The organism is Kibdelosporangium banguiense (assembly GCF_017876405.1).
Classification (GTDB): Bacteria; Actinomycetota; Actinomycetes; order Mycobacteriales; family Pseudonocardiaceae; genus Kibdelosporangium; species Kibdelosporangium banguiense.
On sequence record NZ_JAGINW010000001.1, the window covers coordinates 12,344,920 to 12,366,172 of the forward strand.

Annotated in this window: 24 protein-coding genes; 14 read left to right on the forward strand and 10 right to left on the reverse strand. The window is 67.4% G+C overall.

Translation table 11 applies throughout. The features are described 5' to 3' along the window. Positions 1–53 precede the first annotated feature (53 nt). The gene (locus tag JOF56_RS55240) at positions 54–965 is read left to right on the forward strand and encodes an EamA family transporter (protein WP_245378805.1); all 912 of its coding nucleotides are present in this window, start codon (positions 54–56) and stop codon (positions 963–965) included. 196 nt (positions 966–1,161) lie between these two features. On the opposite strand, the gene JOF56_RS55245 is transcribed toward JOF56_RS55240, so the two are convergent. Both JOF56_RS55245 and JOF56_RS55250 read right to left on the reverse strand, forming a co-directional pair. Then, entirely contained in the window at positions 1,162–1,800 is a 639-nt protein-coding gene (locus tag JOF56_RS55245; protein ID WP_209647518.1) for a DUF6319 family protein, read from the reverse strand. A 200-nt stretch (positions 1,801–2,000) separates the two neighbouring features. After that, the gene (locus tag JOF56_RS55250; protein WP_245378806.1) at positions 2,001–2,249 is read right to left on the reverse strand and encodes a DUF8847 domain-containing protein; all 249 of its coding nucleotides are present in this window, start codon (positions 2,247–2,249) and stop codon (positions 2,001–2,003) included. Between the two features lie 9 nt (positions 2,250–2,258). Between JOF56_RS55250 and JOF56_RS55255 the strand changes: the two genes are divergently transcribed. The 3 genes from JOF56_RS55255 (at position 2,259) to JOF56_RS55265 (ending at position 4,468) form a co-directional block, all read left to right on the forward strand. Further along, a complete protein-coding gene (locus JOF56_RS55255; protein ID WP_209647519.1) occupies positions 2,259–3,251 on the forward strand; it encodes a PHP domain-containing protein in 993 nt (330 codons plus the stop codon). A gap of 99 nt (positions 3,252–3,350) precedes the next feature. Then, positions 3,351–4,088: a class I SAM-dependent methyltransferase gene (locus JOF56_RS55260; protein ID WP_209647520.1), complete on the forward strand. Its 738-nt coding sequence runs from the start codon at positions 3,351–3,353 to the stop codon at positions 4,086–4,088. 122 nt (positions 4,089–4,210) lie between these two features. Next, complete coding sequence (locus tag JOF56_RS55265) at positions 4,211–4,468, forward strand: metallothionein (RefSeq protein ID WP_209649076.1); 258 nt, start codon at positions 4,211–4,213, stop codon at positions 4,466–4,468. Between the two features lie 48 nt (positions 4,469–4,516). On the opposite strand, the gene JOF56_RS55270 is transcribed toward JOF56_RS55265, so the two are convergent. Together JOF56_RS55270 and ligD are read right to left on the reverse strand one after the other, a co-directional pair. Then, positions 4,517–4,978, reverse strand: coding sequence for a TIGR03618 family F420-dependent PPOX class oxidoreductase (locus tag JOF56_RS55270; protein WP_307855719.1), 462 nt, complete (start codon positions 4,976–4,978; stop codon positions 4,517–4,519). Positions 4,979–5,006: 28 nt separating this feature from the next. Further along, positions 5,007–6,011 (reverse strand): non-homologous end-joining DNA ligase, encoded by a 1,005-nt coding sequence (ligD, locus tag JOF56_RS55275; protein ID WP_209647521.1) that lies wholly within the window; start codon positions 6,009–6,011, stop codon positions 5,007–5,009. Between the two features lie 86 nt (positions 6,012–6,097). Here ligD and hisS point away from each other — a divergent pair, with 86 nt between their 5' ends. The 9 genes from hisS (at position 6,098) to JOF56_RS55320 (ending at position 15,125) form a co-directional block, all read left to right on the forward strand. Further along, positions 6,098–7,357, forward strand: a complete 1,260-nt coding sequence (gene hisS / locus JOF56_RS55280; RefSeq protein WP_245381194.1) for a histidine--tRNA ligase — start codon at positions 6,098–6,100, stop codon at positions 7,355–7,357. Between the two features lie 18 nt (positions 7,358–7,375). Next, positions 7,376–7,681, forward strand: coding sequence for a hypothetical protein (locus tag JOF56_RS55285; RefSeq protein WP_209647523.1), 306 nt, complete (start codon positions 7,376–7,378; stop codon positions 7,679–7,681). 3 nt (positions 7,682–7,684) lie between these two features. Continuing rightward, the gene (gene msrB, locus JOF56_RS55290) at positions 7,685–8,113 is read left to right on the forward strand and encodes a peptide-methionine (R)-S-oxide reductase MsrB (protein ID WP_209647524.1); all 429 of its coding nucleotides are present in this window, start codon (positions 7,685–7,687) and stop codon (positions 8,111–8,113) included. A 118-nt stretch (positions 8,114–8,231) separates the two neighbouring features. Continuing rightward, complete coding sequence (locus JOF56_RS55295; protein ID WP_209647525.1) at positions 8,232–9,038, forward strand: TIGR04222 domain-containing membrane protein; 807 nt, start codon at positions 8,232–8,234, stop codon at positions 9,036–9,038. A 76-nt stretch (positions 9,039–9,114) separates the two neighbouring features. After that, positions 9,115–10,008, forward strand: coding sequence for a TIGR04222 domain-containing membrane protein (locus JOF56_RS55300; RefSeq protein WP_209647526.1), 894 nt, complete (start codon positions 9,115–9,117; stop codon positions 10,006–10,008). A 5-nt stretch (positions 10,009–10,013) separates the two neighbouring features. Next, positions 10,014–10,805, forward strand: coding sequence for an MbnB/TglH/ChrH family RiPP precursor modification enzyme (locus JOF56_RS55305; protein WP_209647527.1), 792 nt, complete (start codon positions 10,014–10,016; stop codon positions 10,803–10,805). After that, on the forward strand, positions 10,802–11,152 hold the full coding sequence (locus JOF56_RS55310) for an SCO6045 C-terminal-like domain-containing protein (RefSeq protein ID WP_209647528.1): 351 nt from the start codon (positions 10,802–10,804) through the stop codon (positions 11,150–11,152). Before JOF56_RS55305 ends, JOF56_RS55310 begins: the two co-directional genes overlap by 4 nt. A 17-nt stretch (positions 11,153–11,169) precedes the next feature. After that, a complete protein-coding gene (locus tag JOF56_RS55315) occupies positions 11,170–11,685 on the forward strand; it encodes a hypothetical protein (protein ID WP_209647529.1) in 516 nt (171 codons plus the stop codon). Positions 11,686–11,855: 170 nt separating this feature from the next. Next, positions 11,856–15,125, forward strand: a complete 3,270-nt coding sequence (locus JOF56_RS55320; RefSeq protein WP_209647530.1) for a S8 family peptidase — start codon at positions 11,856–11,858, stop codon at positions 15,123–15,125. Positions 15,126–15,174: 49 nt separating this feature from the next. Here JOF56_RS55320 and JOF56_RS55325 read toward each other — a convergent pair whose 3' ends face one another. Then, on the reverse strand, positions 15,175–15,705 hold the full coding sequence (locus JOF56_RS55325; RefSeq protein WP_307855720.1) for an NIPSNAP family protein: 531 nt from the start codon (positions 15,703–15,705) through the stop codon (positions 15,175–15,177). Between the two features lie 84 nt (positions 15,706–15,789). Between JOF56_RS55325 and JOF56_RS55330 the strand changes: the two genes are divergently transcribed. Next, a complete protein-coding gene (locus tag JOF56_RS55330; protein WP_209647531.1) occupies positions 15,790–16,770 on the forward strand; it encodes a helix-turn-helix domain-containing protein in 981 nt (326 codons plus the stop codon). On the opposite strand, the gene hemQ is transcribed toward JOF56_RS55330, so the two are convergent. From hemQ to JOF56_RS55355, 5 genes are read right to left on the reverse strand one after another with little or no spacing between them, the layout of a single operon-like run. Further along, positions 16,719–17,411 (reverse strand): hydrogen peroxide-dependent heme synthase, encoded by a 693-nt coding sequence (hemQ, locus tag JOF56_RS55335; RefSeq protein ID WP_209647532.1) that lies wholly within the window; start codon positions 17,409–17,411, stop codon positions 16,719–16,721. The two genes, JOF56_RS55330 and hemQ, sit on opposite strands and share 52 nt — an antisense overlap. Before the next feature lie 3 nt (positions 17,412–17,414). Further along, entirely contained in the window at positions 17,415–17,999 is a 585-nt protein-coding gene (locus JOF56_RS55340) for a GTP-binding protein (protein ID WP_209647533.1), read from the reverse strand. Then, complete coding sequence (locus JOF56_RS55345) at positions 17,980–18,351, reverse strand: DUF742 domain-containing protein (RefSeq protein ID WP_209647534.1); 372 nt, start codon at positions 18,349–18,351, stop codon at positions 17,980–17,982. Before JOF56_RS55345 ends, JOF56_RS55340 begins: the two co-directional genes overlap by 20 nt. Beyond that, positions 18,348–18,767: a roadblock/LC7 domain-containing protein gene (locus JOF56_RS55350; protein WP_209647535.1), complete on the reverse strand. Its 420-nt coding sequence runs from the start codon at positions 18,765–18,767 to the stop codon at positions 18,348–18,350. Before JOF56_RS55350 ends, JOF56_RS55345 begins: the two co-directional genes overlap by 4 nt. 10 nt (positions 18,768–18,777) lie before the next feature. Further along, positions 18,778–21,207 carry a sensor histidine kinase gene (locus JOF56_RS55355; protein ID WP_209647536.1) on the reverse strand — a complete coding sequence of 810 codons (2,430 nt, stop codon included), beginning with the start codon at positions 21,205–21,207 and terminating at the stop codon, positions 18,778–18,780. Between the last annotated feature and the right edge of the window lie 46 nt (positions 21,208–21,253).

A 21,253-nucleotide genomic window follows, 5' to 3' on the forward strand; every position in this document is an offset into this window, starting at 1 on the left:
CAGATTTTGGAAACAATATGACTTCGGCCCCGCTGATCGCCCACCATCCACGCATGGCCACCATGCACGTCGACCGGGTGGGGCGCGGCCCGTTTCCACGGTTCAACATCGGCGCTCTGGCCGGACGCACCCTAGGCGCGATCCCGCCGCCCGCCCAGGTGCTGGTCGGGATCATCAGCGTGCAGATCGGCGCGGCGATGGCCAAGCAACTGTTCGGAGCCGTGGGCAGCGCCGGCACGGTCGCGCTGCGGATTTTCTTCGCCGCGGCCGTTCTCCTGCTTGTGTGGCGACCGTCACTGCGGATGAACCGGCGCATGTGGGCCGTGGTTCTCGGTTACGGCCTCGTCCTCGGCTTGATGAACCTCTTGTTCTATCTGTCGCTGTCGCGCATCCCGCTGGGTATCGCGGTCACCGTGGAGTTCCTTGGCCCGTTGGCCATCGCGCTGGCCGGCTCCCGGCGTTGGCTGGACGCCTTGTGGGCCTTGCTCGCCGGCGGTGGCGTGGTTCTGTTGGCCGACGGTAGCGGCGATCTCGACATGCTCGGGCTGTTGTTCGCGCTGCTGGCCGGAGTCTGCTGGGGCAGCTACATCCTGCTGGGCTCCGCGCTGGGCAAGCAGAGCACCGAAGGCGACGGACTCGCCCTGGGTATGGCCGTCGCCGCGCTGGTCGTGGTTCCCGTTGGGGTGGTCGACAGCGGGACGGCGCTGCTCACTCCGTGGATCCTGGTGGTCGGGCTCGGTGTCGCGCTGCTGTCGTCGGTCGTCCCCTATTCGCTGGAGCTGGAGGCGTTGCGGCGAATCCCGCCGCGGGTCTTCGGTGTGCTGATGAGCATGGAGCCCGCAGTCGCCGCACTCGTCGGCCTGATCGTGCTCGGCGAGTCCTTGCAGGCCTTGCAATGGGTCGCCGTGCTGTGTGTGGTCGCCGCCTCGGCCGGGGCCACCTACAGCGCCCGGCCGGACGTCTGAGCCGTTTCGACTTCGACGTCGCCCCTGCCCTTGGTCGTGCCGAAATCCGCCTGAGCCTCGGCCTCCCCGTGCACGACTTCAACTACGGAACGATCGCGACCCTGCCAACAGTTCCACCTGGGCAAGACGAAGCCGTGCGAATGGGCCGTTCGCACGGATTCACCCTGAAGCCGACAGGCACCAGGCCGAAGTCCAGTCAGGACAGTTCGTTGAGCGCGCGGCGGGCGGCGTCCAGTTCGGCCTGCAGCAGGGCGATCCGCTCCTGGTGCTGCTGGCGGGCGGCGGCCATCACCGCGCTGATCGCGTCCTCCACCTGGCTGGGAAGTTCCCTGGCGATCTTGGCGATCGCGGCGGCCGGTACCGCAACGGCGCGGACACTGCGTTTGCTGCCCACGACGACCTCGACAGTCCAGTCGCCGCGAGAAGTCGAGTGCAGCGTCACCGTGACCTCGGCGGGCGGTTTGTTCGACTGGCGGCGCGCGGGCCGCTTGGCGGGCTTTTCCACCGGCGCGGGCTGGTAGATCTCGGTTTCCGCAGGCTCGGGCGCAGCGGCAACCGGGACTGCCGCGGCGGGCGGCGCGGGCGCGGGTTTCTTGGGAGCCGGGGGGCGTTTGGGCTTGGTCAGCGTCAACTCCGCCTTGGAGAAGGACAAGGCGTCCTGTGAGCCCGTCGGCTTCACTTCGATGAAGTCGCCCTCAGCGGGTTCGGCGAACGACAGCACCTTGCCGGACTTGCCGGGGTCCACGCCGACCGCCTTCGCGGTGAACCACACGGTCGCCGGTTTGCCCGCCGCGAGCGCGTCCCGCAGCTGCGTGATGTCCTGTTCCGAAAGCATGGCGCCCACTGTGCACCAAGCCACCGACAGTGTGCGATGGTCCTCGCTCCGCTCGGACGGGCTTTGTCGCCGGAAGCCAGCCATTTCCACCCCGCCCCACGCAACCGACAACTTCGCTTTGGGCAGGTCATCGTCGCGGCTGGGGCGATGTCGGGCGCGTTGCGGTGCGTAAACGACCGGCGCGACAAAGCCGTTAAGAATCACTCCGTACGCAGGCGATATTCGCAGCCGTACTCGATCGCGTAGTGCAGGTCGTAGTGGTGCACGATCTTGGGTCCGCCGTGCAGGTGCACGTGCGTCACGGTTTCCTTGAGCGACTGCGGCAGTTCGGTGAGGGTGTCGACGCGCCCGTCCAACGGCCCGCCGACGTAACGCACGAGATAGTCCTGTGACAACGCGATCCTCCCTTCGGCGTGCCGGGCACTGTTTCCATAGTAAGAGAGGACCATGATGAAGGCATGGATCCCGCTAAGGCTCTCCGGCTGATCGGCTTCTACCTGGAACGCGGCGGCGAGCCCACCTTCAAGGTTCAGGCCTTCCGAAAGGCCGCCGCCATAGTGGACGAACTGCCCGCCGAGGAGGTCCAACTGCGTGCCCGGCGCGGCACTCTGACGCAGTTGGGCGGCATCGGCAAGACCACGGCGGCGGTGATCAGCGACGCTGTCGCGGGCCGGGAACCGGCTTATCTGTCCAGACTCATCGCGGACGCCACGCTGCCGGTCGCGGGCGGCCAGACCATGCGGGCGGCGTTGAAAGGCGACTGCCACACGCATTCGGAGTGGTCTGATGGCGGTAGCACGATCCGCGAGATGGCCGAAGCCGCACGCGACATCGGCCACGAGTGGATGGCGTTGACCGACCACTCCCCCAGTCTCACCGTCGCCAACGGCCTGACTGCCGAACGGCTCCGGCGCCAGCTGGAGATCGTGGCGGAGCTCAACGAGGAGCTCGCGCCGTTTCGGATCCTGACCGGCATCGAGGTCGACATCCTGCTCGACGGCGGCCTCGACCAAGAGGAGGAACTGCTGGCACAGCTGGACATCGTGGTCGCGAGCGTGCATTCCAAACTGCGCATGCCGTCCGCCGAGATGACCCGCCGCATGATCAAGGCTGTCGGCAACCCGTACGTCACCATCCTCGGGCACTGCACCGGCCGGATGAAGACCGCCCGGCGGGACCGGCCCGAATCCACGTTCGACGCCAAGGCGGTGTTCGAGGCCTGCCGGGACAACGGTGTCGCCGTGGAGATCAACTCACGGCCGGAGCGGCTGGACCCGCCGTTGCGGTTGCTGCGGCAGGCCGTGGAGATCGGGTGCGAGTTCTCGATCGACAGCGACGCGCACGCACCCGGTCAGCTCGACTGGCTGCCCCACGGGTGCGAACGCGCCGAGGCCTGCGATGTTCCCGTTGAGCGGGTCATCAACGCCCGGCCGGATCCGACCAGGTCCTGATTCGGCGCAATGGCGATGCGGCAATCGGCTGTACCGGCGGTGAACGCCGCACCGCTAATCTCTGGGTGCTTTCGCCATCACCCCGGAGGACCTTTTTTAATGACCTCGCAGCCCGGTCTCGTTTTCGGAGCCGACCCCGCGCACTATGACCGGCACCGGCCCGCGGTGCCGGAACTGGTGGCGGAATGGATGGTGCCGCCCATCTGCCCGGTCGCGATCGATACCGGCGCCGGGACCGGGCATTTCACCCGGATTCTGCTCAGCCGGGCCGAGCGGGTTATCGCCGTGGACCCCGATACCCAGATGTGCACGTGGTTACGCAAGGTGTATCCGGCCGCCGAGGTTCACCTTGGCGCTTCGGAGAAACTGCCCGTCGCCGATCGCAGTGCCGACGGCGTGTTCAGCTGCAACGCGTGGCACTGGTTCGATCCGGCCGCGGCGGCTGCCGAAGCGGCCCGGTGCCTGCAGCCCGGCGGTGTCCTCGGCGTGTCCTGGCACGACCGCGCGGCCAGCAGCCTGTGGCTGGACGAGGTGCAGGAAGTCGTGCTGTCCGGGCATGATCCGGCCCGTCAGGTGCACGAGTTCACCCTGCCGGCCGACCTGCCGTTCACTCCGGTGGAGAAACACATCATCGCCTACGAACTGGAGATGACGCCGCGGGCGATCCGCGATATGCACAGCACGTACAGCGCGATCATTTCCCTGTCCGACGAGGAACGTGAACCCCTTCTCGGGCGCCTGTTGGACCATTTGACCGAACGCGCCCGCGAACGCGGCACACCGACGCTCACGATTCCCTTTATGGCGACGTGCTACCGCGCATACCGGCTGGAGTGACCCCGGGGCAGTTTATTGCGGTGAACGCCACAATAAACGGCGCCGTCACACGGCGCCGTCACTCAATCGTGTCCCGAGTTGCCGTGCCAGGGCGCAGCCCGCACCCTCGGCCCATGCATCAGTTGGCCAAGTGCGACGTCTGCGGCAACGAGTACTGGATGGCGTTCGAAGTCCGGACTGTCACCGGCGACCTCTACACGTTCGACAGCTTCGAATGCGCGATCCAGAAGCTCGCCCCACGCTGCGAGCACTGCGACTGCCGGATCCTCGGCCACGGCGTCGAAGTCGAGGGCCGCTTCTTCTGCTGCGCGCACTGCGCACGGGAAGGCGCCAGCCTCGGCACCCAGATCCGCGACACAGTCGGCGCACTGCCCGGATAAAACCCTGCCCGGCACTGGTGGCCGGAAGCCCGGCCACCAGTACGGCTGTCAGCCCACCGAAGTGCCGTAGATCCGGGACATCTTGAGGCTGATCACCAGTCGCTGGTCGATCACCATCTGCTCGAAGAACGCGGCCTGTTCCTCCGGCTTGATGTGCGGGCTCAGCGCCAGCAGTTCCTGCCCCACGGCATCACCAGGCGTGGCGCTGGGCTCGGACAGCTCGGCAATCCCTTCGACGACCACGAAGGACCAGAAGTCCGCGCCGGACACGTGCAACGCGGCGTGCGGATTCGCCCGTAGCTGGCGCACTTTGGCGCGCGTGGCCGTGGTCGAGAACTTCACGGCGCCCGCTTCGGCGTCCCAGCGGTAGAGCATGTTGGTCAGGTGCGGGAATCCGGCCTTGTTCACCGTTGCCAGCACGCCTTGGTTGGTCGCGGCGACAACGGCGAGCATGTCGGCTTCGGGCAGTGTCTTCGGCGGCGGGCCGCCCCCAGGTGGATAGTCTGTCACCAGACAATCTGTATCAGAACTTTTAGCGTCATTCCACTTCCGGCCGGGCCCGGGACGGCTGCACCCGCTTGGGCTCGCCCGGCATCTTGGGGTAATCCGGGGGATACGGCATCTCGCCGCGAGGGTCCTTCGAGTAGAGCTCCAGCAGCGACTCCAGGCCGAACACCTCGGAGTCGATGTTCGCGTGCGCGTCACCTTGTGCGGCAAGCAGATCCGGCACGGTGAGGATGTCGAAGTCGTCCGGGTCCACATCGGACAGCTGGTCCCAGGTGAGCGGCATGGACACAGTCGCGCGAGGCGTGCCACGGACCGACCACGCGGAGGCGATCGTGCGGTCGCGGGCGGCCTGGTTGAAATCGAGGAACACGCGCTCGCCGCGTTCCTCCTTCCACCACGCCGTCGTGGCCAGGTCCGGGATACGGCGCTCGACCTCACGCGCGAGCCCGATCACCGCGTGCCGGACGTCGATGAAGTCCCAGTCCGGCCTGATCCGCACGAGTACGTGGATCCCGCGGCCGCCGGACGTCTTCGGGTAACCGGTCAGACCGTTGTCCACCAGCACTTCCCGCAGGACGCCTGCGACCTTCACCGCGTCGCCGAAGTCCGTGCCCGGCTGCGGGTCGAGGTCCACCCGCAACTCGTCCGGGTGATCCACATTGGGCCTGCGCACGGGCCACGGGTGGAAGTCGAAGGTGCCGAGGTTCGCCGCCCAGGCGATCACGGCGGGCTCGGTCGGGCAGACCTCGTCGGCGGGCCTGCCGGAGGGGAACTTGATCCGGGCGGTCTCGACCCATTCCGGCGCGCCCTTGGGCAGCCGTTTCTGGTAGAAGGCCTCGCCGGTGACCCCGTCGACGAACCGTTTCAAGGTGGTCGGCCTGTCGCGCAACACGTTCAGCAGCGGCTCGGCCACCGCGATGTAGTACTCGACCACCTGACGCTTGGTGATCCCCCGCTCCGGGAAATAGATCTTGTCCGGATTGGACACGCGCACAGCCCGCTCGCCGACTGTCAGCTCGATCGCCTTCGAAGCCATGCGGGCAACCCTAGGCGTAAAAGGGCTGGCATGTCCCCGGTAGCGTGGTGGCCAAAGAATTCCGAGCTGAGGAACTACCGGTGAAGATGGACAACAGCCCCGCCAGGGGCACCCGTGACCTGCTGCCCGCGACTGTCGCCGTGCGCGATCATGTCCTGGCCCGGATCACCGAGGTCTATCACCGGTACGGCTACCAGCGCATCGAGACCCCGGCGCTGGAGGACATCGCGCGGCTGACCGGCGGCCAGGGCGGCGAGAACGAGAAGCTCATCTTCAAGGTGCTGCGCCGTGGCCTGACCGAGCTGCCCGGCTCGCTCGACGAACTGGCCGACCTCGGCCTGCGGTTCGACCTGACGGTCCCGCTGACCCGCTTCTACGGCAACAACCACGCCGCGCTCCCGGTGCCCTTCCGCTCGTTCCAGTTCGGCCCGGTGTGGCGGGCCGAACGGCCGCAGAAGGGCCGGTACCGCCAGTTCAACCAGTGCGACATCGACCTGATCGGCGAGGAGTCGGTGCTGGCCGAGGCCGAGCTGATCGAGGCGACCACCGAGGCACTGGCCGCCGCGGGTGTTCCGGGCGTCACGGTCCGGCTGTCCGACCGGCGGTTCCTGTCCGCGCTGGCCGACAACGCCGGTATCGCGACCGAAGCCCAGGGCGGTTTCTTCATCACCCTCGACAAGCTCGACAAGGTCGGCTGGGACGGCGTCCGCAAGGAACTCGTCAGCCGTGGCGTGGCCGAGGCGCAGGTCGACGGCGTGCAGCAGGCGATCACGGCCTTGCAGGGCCTGGAGGAGGCCAAACTCGCCGACCAGCTGACCGACGCCGTGCCCTCGCTGCCGGAGAACGTCGCCGCCGACCTGGTCGCCACCACGCAAGCGCTGGCGGAGCTGGCCAAGACCCGGGAGCTGGACTGGGAGTTCGACCCGACGCTGGTGCGTGGGATGGGCTACTACACCGGGCAGATCTTCGAGCTCAGCCACCCGGGGTCCAGCTCGTCGGTGGCCGGTGGCGGCCGGTACGACCGGCTGATCGGCCGGTCGCTCGGCAAGGACGTGCCCGCCTGTGGGTTTTCTATCGGTTTCGAGCGGATCGTGGACCTGCTCGACAGTGCGCCGCGCGTCGACACGGTCGCCGTGCTGCACGAGGCCGATGTCTCCCCGGCCGAGGTGCTGGCTGTCGCACGGCAGCTACGCGCGGAAGGTCGGCAGGTCACGGCCATCAAGCGGCGCGGAAAGTTCGGCGCGCAGCTGGGCCGGCTGGAGGAGTGGGGCTACACGTCCTTCGTCCACGTCAAGGCCGGCGAGGTCGCCGGGGAGCGGGTTTTGGGGAGCCGGGAATCAAGCTGACCGGCTACCGTGTTGAACATGGCAGTGAACGCGTCCCCAGATGAGCCCGCGTCACAGCGGTATCGCGAGGACCTGCTTGGCCTGGATCCCCACGATCCCGAGGTGCGGGAGTTCGCGGCCCATCTCGACCGGATCGAGACGAGCCGGTCGGGTTACACCGTGGAGGGCTACCTCGGCGGGATCTCCGACTTCGCCGACTCGGCCAACCGGCTGGGCGGTCACCACCGGATGACGGTGCTGATCGTGATCGTGCTGATCCTCGGCGGGGTCGGGCTGGCGGTCTGGGACGCGTTGGCGTTCATCCTGTCGAGCCTCGGAGGGTAGTTCATGAAGCCCGTTGTTGGTGCCACACCGCGTGTACAGAAGACCGACGAGCAGTGGCGGCAGCAACTCACCGCGGAGGAGTACGCGGTGCTTCGCCAGGCTGGCACCGAGCGTGCCTTCACCGGCGAGTACACCGACACCAAGACCGTCGGTGTCTATGCGTGCCGCGCCTGTGGCGCGGAGCTGTTCCGCAGTTCGACGAAGTTCGAGTCGCACTGCGGCTGGCCGTCGTTCTTCTCCCCGCTCGCCGGGGAGAGCGTGATCCTGCGGGAGGACCGCAGCTTCGGCAGTGTAAGGACCGAAGTGCTCTGTGCCACCTGTCACAGCCACCTGGGTCACGTGTTCGAGGGCGAAGGCTACGACACCCCCACTGACCAGCGATACTGCATCAACAGCATCTCGCTGACGCTGCGGCCGCAAGAAGAAGCCTAAGTTACCCCCAACACAACCCTAAATCTTTATCAAGGTGTCTTGCCGGGTTCCCCGAAGTAGGAAGAAAGTGGTGTCTCCACTTGATTTCCGGCTCTCCTGAGGAGAGAGGGGGAAGATCATGGAAGACACTTGGGGAATCCCCGAGCCGATGTTCACCGGTATTTATCTGCTCGGGTTTTCAGCAGCACTGCTCTTCGCGTTCGCTGTTCGCATTCTCACGCGTTCAGGTGCGGCCGCCACCACAGCCGCCGCACCTGACGAGGCACTGTCCGCTCAGGACCTGGCGTGCCTCACCGGGGGCCCGCGGCGAGTGGTTGAGGCCGCGGTCGCGCAGCTGGTCGACGCCGGCCAGCTGCGCGCGTCCCGGGACGGATACCTGCAGGCCGGCAAGCGTTCTTCGGGGGCGGACCCGGTCCAGCGCACGGTCCTGGCCGACGTGGCCAGGCACGGCAGGCGGTCGGTGGTGATGCTGACCGACCGGCTGGCGGGGTCCGACGCGGTCGGCGAAGTCGTCACCCGTCTGGTGCGGACCGGATATTTGGTGAACGACGAACTGGCGGCCCGGCGCAAACTGATCGGCCTGATCCCGGCCGTGACTGTGTTCTCGATCGGTTTGATCCGCTGGCTCACCGGAATTGCGAATGACCGACCAGTTGGCTTGCTTACCGTGTTGCTTATTGGCAGCGGTTTGATCGGTTACGCGATGTACAAGCACACGTATTGTCCGCGCACTTTTGAAGGCAGTCACGCGATGGGGCGCCTACGGGCGAGCCTGCCTGCCGAACTGGTCGCGGCCGGTGGCTATGCCGGCCACCCGGACAAGGCAGTCCGTGCGTCGCTGGTCGGCGCACGCAGGCACCGCCGGTCCCGGGTCTATGACCCTTGGGGAGGGGAAACCGGCTGCGCAAGCGGCTGGGGAGGGTGAGTAAGTAGCAAGGGGGAGGTCGGCTGGCCCGGGGACACGGTGTCCCCGGGCCGGCCCGCACAATGGGGAGACAACGATGAACCACCCGTGGGGTATTTCAGGTCCGGCTTTCATCTGGCTGTACATCGGGGCGTTCGGGCTCGCGCTCGTCGCGTTGCTCGTCATGCGGCGGGTACGCAGGTCCGGCTCGATCGGCCGCACCGGAAGTGAGCCGCTGACGGTCGAGGAGACCGCGTACCTGTCCGGCGGCTGGCCACGGATGGTCGAGTCGGCGATCGCCGGACTGGTCTCACGCAACGTGATCCGCGTCCAGCGCACCGGCTACATCTACAAGGTCAGCGGCACAGATCACCGACCGGAGTCCGAACTGGAGGAGTTGGTGGTCGGCGCCGTCGACGGGCGGGCCGGGCAGACCGTGGGCCAGATCCAGCGCAAGCTGGCCGGTGACCCGATGTTCGACCGGGTGCTCTCCTCGTTGGAGGAGCGCGGGCTCGCGTACCGCGGCGGCCGGGCGTGGGCGTGGCTGTCGACGGCTCCGCTGCTCGTGCTGTTCGCTGTCGGTGCCGTGCGCTGGGTCAACGGGGTGAATCTCGGCTTTCCCGTCGTCTACCTGGGCCTGTTGCTGATCCTCACCCTGGTGGTGATCATCTTCGCGGTGCAGCCGGTCAAACCGGGGATCACCAAAGCGGGCCGGAAAGTCCTGGCGGAGCGCGGTTCGAGTGCAGGCACTGCCGCGTTGGTGGCAGTGGGCGGGCTCGGCGCCTATCCGGACAGGGACACTGCCAGGGTCCTACGTAAGCGCCACCGGGACCGCGGGTCGGACAGCGGGGGCGCCACCGTCGCGTTCTGGGGTGCGTCGTCGTTCCCGGACTCCGCGAGTGGCGGAGTCAGCAGCGGTTGCGGGGGTAGCAGCGGCGGAGGAGGCTGCGGGGGCGGTGGTGGCGGCGGCTGTGGTGGCGGGGGAAGCTAGTGACCATGGATCTAGGTGTGGGCATCGGCTGGCGGCCGGAGATCGACCTCACGGTCGAACGGTTGCCGGGTGTGGATTTCGTCGAGGTCGTGGCCGAGAACCTCAACCCGGACCACCTGCCTGAATCCATTGTGCTGCTGCGGGAGCGCGGGATGCCCGTGCTTCCGCACGCCGTGTCGTTGTCGGTCGGCGGCGCGGAACCCGTTGACTCCCACCGGGTCGAGCACCTGGCGAAGCTCGCCGAGGTGCTCGGCGCGCCGGTGGCCAGCGACCACGTCTGTTTCGTGCGGGCAGGCGGCCTGGACTCAGGTCACCTGATGCCTGTCCCCCGCACGCGCGAGGCCTTGGATGTGCTTGTCGCCAACGTGAAAACGGTGCAGGAGAACCTGAATGTGCCGTTCGCGCTGGAGAACATCGCGGCGTTGCTGGAATGGCCGGACGCCGAACTGACCGAGGCACAGTTCCTTTCCGAACTGTGCGACCGGACCGGCTGCCTGTTGCTTGTGGACGTGGCCAACATGTACGCCAACGCCCGCAACCTGGGCCAGGATCCCGTGCGGTTGCTGGACGACCTGCCTTGGGAACACCTGGCGTACGTGCATGTCGCGGGCGGCGAGGAGCACAACGGCGTCTACCACGACACGCACACCCACCCGGTCCTGCCGGAAGTCCTTGACCTGCTTGGGGAGCTGGCCTCCCGGGCCAAGCCGCCCGGCGTGCTGCTCGAACGCGACGGCGACTACCCCACCGACGCCGAACTGGCCGCGGAACTCGCCGCCATCCGGAGCCGGTTGTGACTGGACCGCAACGGGATCGGCTGGCCGAGGCGCAGGCCGAGTTGCTGCGGGCACTGCTGGCCGACGGCGCACCGCCGGCCGGATTCGATCCCGAGCGGCTGCGGGTGGAGGCGAACGCGCTGCGGTCCAAACGGCGGCGTGTGGTCGCGATGATCGAGCCGGACGCGTGCGCCGAACTCGAGGACAGGTTTGTTCCGCTGTTCGACGAATATGCCCGCACACACCCGAAGCCGACCAGCACCCGGGCCCGCGAGGACGCCCGTGCCTTTGTGACGTGGCTGCGCGAACAAGGTCACTCGGCAAAGCCACGATGGTGGCAACGATGGCGTGCAACCAATTCCCGGTGAGGACCGTCTTCTCTGACGTGCATCGAAATCTGACCGCAGCGATTGTCCTGACCGCGATCACCACACTGACCGCGTGCGGCGGGGGCGCTGGTTCGCCCGGCGGGATCCCCTGCCCTGGTTTGGCTGTCCGCAAGGGCATTTCGCTCGACATCGACCCGATGTACGCGCCGCAGGTCGGCTCGGCGACGCTGATGTCCTGCTGGGGCGGAGTGTGCACGGACAGCCCGATGGACCTGATGCCGGCCTCGAAGCCGAGCGCGTTGCCCTGCACCGGGACCGGGCCGGACGCCGCGTGCGGTGCCGCGGCTGTCCCGACAGGCGGGAAGAGCGGGTTCGCCGACCTGCCGAGTCTGGCCGCGACACCAGGTGAGATCACGCTGAAGCTGCTCGACGCGGGCGGCGCCGAACTGCGTACCCAGTCGCTGATGGTGACGCCGGAGATCAAGTATCCGACCGGCCCGGAGTGCGGCGGCGGTACCCCGCAGGCCGGACTGCAGGTGGCCCCGGACGGCACGCTCAGCGAGCGCCGGTGAACATTCCGTAGTTTCCCGCTTACGGAAATTAACTTGCAAGATTGCTCCGCCGGGGACTTGTCACCCTCTGGTGGTCCCGATAGCTTGCGTTGACCACGGAGTGTGGTTCATCGACTGCTCAGCGTCGATGTCTGTGGCGTGCGCAGAAAACCGATCGGGAGGTTTTTCACGTGCATTCGGCCAACAACCAAGTCGCCGGAAGGGCGGCTGTCGGGGTACTCGTCCTAGCGGTTGCGTTAAGCACAGCACAGGTCGCCACCGCAGCCCCCCGCGCGACTGAAACCCTGCAGGACCGCTCAGTCACGCTGATCACCGGCGACCGCGTCGTCGTCCTCGACGACGCGAGCAACGCCAGAACCATCATTCCCGGCAAGGGCCGGGAGAGACTCGCCTTCTCGACCTACAAGCGTGACGGCCACCTGTACGTGGTCCCACGGGACGCTGTTTCCCTTGTCGCACAAGGACGTTTGGACGAGCGCCTGTTCGACGTCAGCACTCTGGCGGAGTCCGGCTACGACGACAAGAGCCGCTCCACCGTGCCTGTCATCGTCACCTACGCACCGGGTGTGACATCGGCCCGGATCGCAGGCGCCACAACGACTGCGAACCTCTCATCGGTGAACGCCTCCGCGATGAACGCCGAAAAAAGCGGCGCCGCTTGGCAGTCCCTCACGGGCGCGGGCGTAAAGAAGGTCTGGCTGGATGGCAAGCGCAAGGCCTCGTTGGACCGCAGCACTGTCCAGATCGGCGCGCCCGCGGCATGGCAGGCGGGATACACCGGTACCGGCGTCAAGGTCGCGGTGCTGGACACCGGCGTCGACCAGACGCACCCGGACCTGGCCTCGCGGGAGATCGCCGAGAAGAACTTCAGCGACTCCGCCGACGCGGTCGACCGTGTCGGGCACGGCACGCACGTCGCCTCGACCATTGCCGGTACCGGCGCCAAGGCGAACGGCAAGTACAAGGGCGTCGCGTACGGCGCGAGCATCCTGGACGCCAAAGTGTTGTCCGACGGCGGCTCCGGCTACGACTCGTGGATCATCAGCGGCATGCAGTGGGCTGTCGACCAGGGCGCCAAGGTCATCAACCTCAGCCTCGGCGGCGGTGACACCCCGGAGATCGACCCGATGGAAGAAGCGGTGAACACGTTGTCCGCCAAGCACGGCACGTTGTTCGTGATCGCCGCGGGCAACAGCGGCCAGGCAGGCGCAGAGACCGTCGGCTCCCCCGGTAGCGCGGACGCCGCGCTTACCGTCGGCGCCGTGGACCGTGACGACAGCCTCGCGCCGTTCTCCAGCCGTGGTCCCCGTATCGGTGACGCGGCGATCAAGCCCGACATCACCGCACCTGGCGTGAACATCGCAGCCGCCAAGGCAGCGGAGGGTCGGCTCGGTACCCCGGTCGCGGACGGCTATGTCGCGATGTCCGGTACGTCGATGGCCACGCCGCACGTCGCCGGTGCCGCCGCTCTGCTCGCACAGTCGCACCCGGACTGGGCAGGCGAGCAGCTCAAGGCGGCCCTGACCGCGTCCGCCAAGCCGAACCCGAAGCTCAACCCGTTCGAGCAGGGCTCGGGCCGGGTCGACGTGGCCAAGGCGATCACCCAGTCCGTCAGCACCACACCGACCAACATCAGCCTGGGCACGCAGCTCTGGCCGCACGACGACGACCAGCCGGTCAGCAAGAACGTCACCTACCGCAACTCCGGCAAGACAGACGTCACGTTCGACGTCGCGGTCAACGCCCTCGGCCCGGACGGCAAGCCGACTCCGGCCGGTTTGCTCACTGTGTCCCCGGCCAAGGTGACCGTGCCCGCCGGCGGCGAAGCGGTCGTGAGCATCACCGCCAACACCAGGATCGACGGACTCGACGGCATCTACTCCGGCACGCTGACCGCGACATCCGGCGACTCCGTGATGAACACAGTGAACACGCCGGTGGCGATCAACCGTGAGGTGGAGAGCTACACACTGACGGTCAACCATGTCGGTCTGGACGGTGCGCCGGCCGGTACCGCGCGCACCTCGCTGTTCGGCCTGGAGTCACGCAAGTTCGGCTCCGCCTACGACCCCAGCGGCAGTGCGCAGGTCCGTCTGCCCAAGGGCGACTACGTGGTCGACAGCTCGCTCGTGACCGGAGATCGGATCTCGTGGCTGGCGTACCCGATGTTCACCCTGTCCGACGACACGACGATCGATCTGGACTTCCGCCGGGCCAGGCAGACCAAGATCACGCCATCGGACCCGACGGCCGAGATGCGCCTGGCCGACATCTCGTACCTGCGCATGTCCGGCAGGAACGCGTCCAGCTTCGGCTGGGTGCTGCTCGGCGGCTCGCTGAGCGACCTGTGGACCGCGCATGTCGGCCCGGAGGCACCACCGCAGGAACTGTCCACCCAGCTCAACACCCAGTGGGCCAACCCGAAGGGCGACTACTACGGACTGGCCTTCTACAACGACGGCAGCATGGTCACCGGGTTCACCCGCGCGGTGAAGCAGTCCGACCTCGCCCACGTGCACGCCACGTTCGGCGCGACGGTGCCCGACCGGCCAGGTCTGCGGTATGCCTTCCCGTATCCGAAGTACGGTCAGGGCCCAGGCGCGTGGGCGGTCCTGCTGCCTGTGAAGCTGCCTGGCGAACGCAACGAGTACTACACCGCCGGTGACAGTGCGTTCAGCCCCGGCCTGTGGCAGATGTCCCCGGACGAGCGCGAAGTCCAGATTCAGTTCCTCGGTCCGGTCAAGTCCTATCAGGCCGGCCGGACCTACGAGGAGTCGTACAACCGTGGCGTGTTCGGCCCGGTCTTGCCGCAGACGCGATCGCCGGGTTCGTACGTCACCCGGGTCGAGAACAGCATCCAGGTGAACGCACCACTGTGGGGCGACGGCTCTGGTAACGCCGGTTCCTCCATTGTCGACAGTGGCGTGACGACGCTTTACCGCGACGGCAAGAAGATCGGCGAGGAACCGAACGCCGGCTATGGCGCGTTCGAGGTTCCGGCCGACACTGGCAACTACACGCTGTTCACGGAAGGCATTCGCACCAACACGGGCGTATCCGATGTCACGACAGCTGTTCGTGCTTCGTGGACGTTCCGTTCCGGCCCGGCAGGCCCGGACCCGGTCCGGGTGCCACTGTCCACAGTGCGCTACACGCCCGCGTTGGACGCGACGAACTCGGCCCCGGCCGGTGAGTCGTTCATCATCCCTGTTTCCGTGCAGGCTCAGGGCAGCGGCACAGGCACTGTGCCCAAGACACTGACCGTCGAGGCGTCGTTCGACGGCGGCCAGACATGGTCCGCGGCAACGGTTGTGGCGAACGTGTTCGCCATCGTCCAGCACCCGAACGACGCCACGTCGGTGTCGCTGCGGGCCAAGGCAAGTGACCGCGCGGGCAACACCGTCGAGCAGACGATCATCAACGCCTACAAGCTGAACTGAAAACGCGGAGCGGCCCCGGGCAACACCCCCTCACCCCGGGGCCGCTCCGCTACCCAAGTGCCGACCGAGGCGTGGGCTTCAACCTCAGTGAGGGTTTCGTCGGCCAAGCCCCGTCGCCCGCCTGGAACGTCACGAAGTACTTGCCCGTCCGTACGGGCAGGCGCGGGAAGTCGTTCTCGACGGGCTCGGTTTCGAATGATGCCAACGGATTTTCGATCCGGACCGGCTCCCCGGAGATCATCGCCGTGTAGCTGCCCGCCGTCGCGCCGGAGAACATCGGGCCGGTCGGCCGCAACAACAACACGTCCGAGGAGTCGACCATGGTCTCGTTGGCCGCGGGGCCGTGCGTGCGCCAGGCTTCGCTCTCGTAATAGAAGGCGGTCAGCGCGGCTTTCCTGGACGGCATGTCCGGGAAGCCACGCAGCCAGACGAACCGGTCCGAGTTGTCCAGGTCGTAGAACTGGCCGATCAGCGTGATGCCCACGGCTTGCTGGCTCTCGATGAAGTGCCGCTCGAAGATGTCGACAAGCGTGTCCCTTTTGCCGGGTTTGAGGGTGTACTGCCTGAGTTCAACGATCACGCAGGAATGATGTCCGCGCAGGTCACGGCATTCGAGTGGCAGACCTGCCGATGTCCGCAAGTTTCCTGCCGTATTGTCGGGGTCATGGACGTGGCCATGCCCGTGATCGACGACATGCCCATGTACGAGCTGGGCATCGCCTACGAGGTGTTCGGGACGCAGTGGCTTGATCCCTGGTACTCGCTGAAACTCTGCGGATCCGGCCCGACCCGTATCGAGTCCGGTTTCACGCTCACGCCCGCTGACGGCCTGGACTGCCTGGCCACCGCCGAAATGGTCCTGATCCCGGCCGTTCCCCATGCCTGGCTGCGCACCCGTGCGATCCCGCCGGACCTGATCGCCGCCGTCCGGGCTGCCGCGTCCGCAGGCGCACGCATGGTTTCGCTCTGCAGCGGCGCGTTCGTCCTTGCCGCGGCAGGAATCCTGGACGGCATGCGGGCCACCACGCACTGGCAGCAGGCGTCCACTTTGGCCCGATGGCATCCGTTGGTCGAGGTCGACCCGACTGTGCTGTACGTGGACAACGGCGACGTCCTGACCAGCGCGGGCCGCAGTGCTGGTCTGGATCTCTGCCTGCACATCGTGCGGCGTGACTTCGGCGCGCACGTGGCCAATCAGGTCGCCCGGCGGATGGTCGTGCCCGCGCACCGGCCGGGCGGGCAGTCCCAGTACGTCGACAACTCAGTCCCGGCCGAGGACTCCGACAGTATGGGCGCGGTGCTGCAGTGGGCATGCGCGCACCTGGCCGAGCCGCTGACCGTGGAAATCCTCGCCCACCAGGCGAAGATGAGCACGCGCACGTTCGTCCGCCGGTTTCGCGAGGCGACCGGGACAACACCCCGCCAATGGCTGCTGTCCCAACGCCTCAACCACGCCAAAGGGCTGCTCGAATCGACGAACCTGCCGATCGGCCTGGTCAGTGAGCACAGCGGACTCGGCTCGGCGGCCAACTTCCGGCAGCACTTCGGCGCCGCGATCGGCACCACGCCGACGGACTACCGCCGGGCCTTCCATCAGGGCAGGTTCGCGACCAGTTCCGCCGCGGGCAACCGCGTGCCGGTGTAGAACGGGACCTCTTCGCGCACGTGCCTGCGTGCATCGCTGGCGCGCAAGGCCCGCATGAGATCCACGATTCGGTGCAGCTCGTCAGCCTCGAAAGCCAGCATCCACTCGTAGTCGCCGAGCGCGAACGAGGCGACCGTGTTGGCGCGCACGTCCGGGTAGTCGCGCGCCTGGTGGCCGTGTTGCGCCAGCATCCTGCGGCGCTCCTCGTCCGGCAGCAGGTACCACTCGTAGGAGCGGACGAACGGGTACACGCACACGTACTTGCGGGCCTCTTCACCCGCCAGGAACGCCGGGATGTGGCTCTTGTTGAACTCCGCAGGCCGGTGCAGGGCGACCTGGCTCCAGACCGGGGTCGACGCGCGGCCGAGCGCGGTCCGGCGCAGGCCGGTGTAGGCGGCCTGGACCTGCTCGATCTCCTCCGCGTGCCACCAGATCATGTAGTCGGCGTCCGCCCGCAGGCCGGCGACGTCGTACACGCCCCGCACGACCACGCCCTTGCCTTCGAGGGCCTCGAGGTAGGACTCGGCCTCGATGGCCGCGGGGCCACGGTCGTCCGGGAGCTTGCCTGGCTCGATCCGGAACACCGACCACATGGTGTACCGGATCGTGTCGTTGAGTTCGGAGAAGTTCAGGCGGGACATGCCTTACATGGTGGCACGGGCCATGGGCTGGCTGCGCAGGACGTACTCCACCAATGTGACCAGGACCTCCTTGGCTGAATCCCGGTCGCGTGCGTCACACAGCGCGATCGGCACGTCCGGCCCGACGTCCAGGGCGTCACGCACCTCTTCGAGGTCGTAGCGGTCGGCACCGTCGAAACAGTTCACCGCGATCACGAACGGCAGGCCGCGCCGCTCGAAGAAGTCGATCGACGGGAAACACGTGTCCAGCCTGCGAGTGTCGGCCAGGACGACCGCGCCGAGACAGCCGAAGGCCAGCTCGTCCCACATGAACCAGAACCGGCCCTGCCCGGGTGTGCCGAACAGGTACAGGATCAGCTCGGGGCTGATCGTGATCCGGCCGAAGTCCAGGGCGACCGTCGTGGTCCGCTTGTTCTCGATGCCGGCCAGGTCGTCCACGCCGACCCCGGCTTCGGTGAGCAGTTCCTCGGTCGACAGCGGCGCGATCTCGCTGACGGCAGCGACCATGGTGGTCTTGCCGACGCCGAAACCACCGGCCACCAGGATCTTGACCGCGTTGGGGATGACGTCAGAGACGTCGGACACCATCAAGCACCGCCTGCAGTAGTTTCATGTCGGGCACTCGGACGTCACGGGCCGGGTTGCGGGCGATCACCTCGCCGCGTTCGACCAAATCGGACAGCAGCACTTTAACCACCACGATCGGCACGTCCATGTGCGCCGCCAGTTCCGCGACCGACATGGGGTTACGGCACAGCTCCAGGATCGCCACGTAGTCCGCGTCCAGCGCGACCGCGTCGATCTCGTCCTTGACCGCGACCACAAGCGTGATCATGTTCAGATCACGGTTGGCCGGCCGGGTCCGTCCACGCGTCATCGCGTACGGCCGGACCAAGGGCCCGGCCTCGTCGTCCACCCAGCTGTCGCGGCCGGCCGTCATGGCGCCAACGTGACCGCTGTGTCGACCCTCGGCGGCGCGTTGAGCACCGAACCCACCTGCTTGACCAGAAGGTTCATCTCGTACGCGATCAGGCCCACGTCGGCGTCCTCCTCGCCGAGCACGGCCAGGCATGTGCCCTGGCCCGCCGCGGTGACGAACAGGAACGCGTGCTCCATCTCCACGATGGTCTGCCGGACCTTGCCGCCGCCGAACTGCCGTCCGGTGCCGCGGGCCAGGCTCTGGAACGCCGAAGCCACCGCGGACAGGTGTTCGCCGTCCTCTTTGGACAATGCACGGGAACGGCCGACCAGCAGACCGTCCGCGGACAGCACGACCGCGTGCCGGGCGCCGACCACCCGGCCGACCAGGTCTTCCAGGAGCCAGTCCAGGTCGGCTCCGGAACTCGCCTTCTTCATCAATTCTCCCCTATTGATCCTCGTCGCGGGCACGCCGCGACTGGTGCTGGAAGGCGGACATGATGCCGCGGATCTCGTCCGGCGAGCGCCCGCCGTCCAGGTCGTCGTCTTCGGGTTCGATCGGCCCGAATCTGGTCTCCTTGAGCTGGGGTGCCAGGCTTGCCTGCCGGCGCCGGCGAGGCAGTGCGGGCCGGTCCGGCGGACCCGCGTGATGACCTGCGGTCTGTGTACCCACGGGGTTCACACTCGGCGGCGCTGGTTGCGGTTCAGGTTCGACAACTTCCTGCTGCGGCCACACCGGTCCCGGGTCCTCCTGCGGCTCGATCCATTCCTCCACGCGGGTCCCCGCCGCCTGGGCCGTCTCCGCCGCCGCTGCCTCGGCAGCCGCAGCCTCGGCGGCAGGCATGAACAGCGAGACCCGGAACGGCAGGACGTCGTCGACGTAGTCCGAGTCAGGCGTACGCGCCGAAGGCACCGAGCTGAACTCGGCCGTGTCGTCCTGCTCGTCCTCCACCAGCAACGTCGCCGGGATCAGCACGACCGCGCGTGTGCCGCCGTAGGACGAGGACCGCAGCTCGACTTTGATGTTGTGCCGGGAGGCCAGCCGGGCCACCACGAACAGGCCGAGCCGCGGGTCGCCCTTGAGCGCCATGGCCTCGAAGTCCGGCGGGTCGCTGAGCACGACGTTGCGGCGGTCGCGCTCGTCGTCGTCCATGCCCAGGCCGTTGTCCTCGACCTCGACCACGATCCCCTTGGCCGCGGGCTCGCCCGACAGCCGGACCTGGGCCTGCGGCGGCGAGAAGGACGTCGCGTTGTCCAGCAGCTCGGCCAGCAGGTGCATGGTGTCGGCGACCGCGGAGCCGGCCAGCAGCACCCTGGGCACACCCTGCATCCGGATCCGCTTGTACTGCGTGGTTTCGGCGACCGCGCCGCGCAGGATGTCCGCCAGCAGAACGGGTTTGCGCCACGCACGGCCCGGCTGCTGGCCGCCGAGGATGATCAGGTTCTCGGCGTTGCGCCGGGCCCGGGTGGCCAGGTGGTCGAGGTGGAAGAGCTCGTCGAGCTGCTGCGGGTCCTCCTGCTCGCGCTCGAGCTTGTCGAGGATCTTCAGCTGCCGGTGCACCAGCGCCTGACTGCGGTGGGCGATGCCGAGGAACACGTTGCGGATACCGGCCCGTGCCTGCGACTCCTGCACCGCGGCCTCCACCGCGGTGGAATGCGCGGCGTTGAAGGCGCGGGCGACCTGGCCGATCTCGTCCTTGCCGAAGTCCAGCACCGGCAGTTCGGTCGAGACGTCGATCTGCTCGCCGGCGCGCAGCCTGCGCACGATCGGCGGCAGCTTCTCCACGGCGAGATCCAGCGTCTCGTACCGCAGCCTGGTCAGCCGGCGGGAGGTGCGGCGCATGATCCGCAGCGCGGCCACGATCGTCAGCACGGCCACCAGCAACGCGATCGCGCTGCCGAGGATCGCGTTGGTCAGGGCGCTGCCGGACTTCTCGTCGGCACGGCGGGCGGTGTCGGTGAACTGGGCGACACCGAGCTGCTCGAGATCGCCGTAGACCTTTCCAGTGACCTCCCGCCATTCCTGATCACTCACCGGAGGGGCGGCCACCTGGCCGTCGGTCCGGTTGCGGCTGGTCACGACCGTCCACGCGCCCGCGCCGATCAGCGTGTTCTCCGCGTCGGTCAGCCGTTTCCAGCCGGCGGAATCGCGTAACTGCTGGTAGCGGGTCCGGACTTCGGCCGAACCGTTTTGTGTGGACAATTCCAGCTGTTGCCGATAGGCACCGGCCAGCCGGGCGAATTCGGCGTGGTCGGTGGAATTCAGCGTGCCGCCGGTAATCGCTCCACTTGCGACAGTGGTGGCCCTGGACATCAGGTCGGCGGCCCGGAACAGCGAGTTGACTTCGACGCCGCTCAACGCGGCCTCCTGGTCGGGGACCACTCTAGCCATGGTGTCGAAAACGTTGATACTGACGTCGGCGACTTTGTTGTAAAACCCGTACAATTCCGGCCGGTCGATCGTCTTGGCATCGGCCCGGCGGCGAACATCCGCCAGTTCACCGAGCGTCCGGTTGAACTCCGCGTATTTGTCCTGCACTACTCGGGGTGACTGGCCCAGGACCGGTTCGACCAGGTCACGGACCTGCTGTACCGACCGGTCGGTCGCTGCCCGGCGATTGGCGACATCACCGGGAGAAGTGTTGGGTAACAAGCTTTGCGCCCGCTCGGCCTGCACCGCGCTCAACGCGCCGACGGCCTTCGGCATGACCTCCTGCATCGCGTCGCTGACCGCGCGCAGATAGATCGCGTCGTACAACCGGGGCATGCTGACCGCGCCCCACATGACGACAAGCGCGAGCCCCGAAAAGACCACGACCGCGGTCAGCCGCGTGCGGATAGAGCCGTGGCCCTGGCGCCGGTCACCCAGAATTCTCACGATACTCCACCGGTGTCGAATACTATTCTAACAAAATGCGACACCC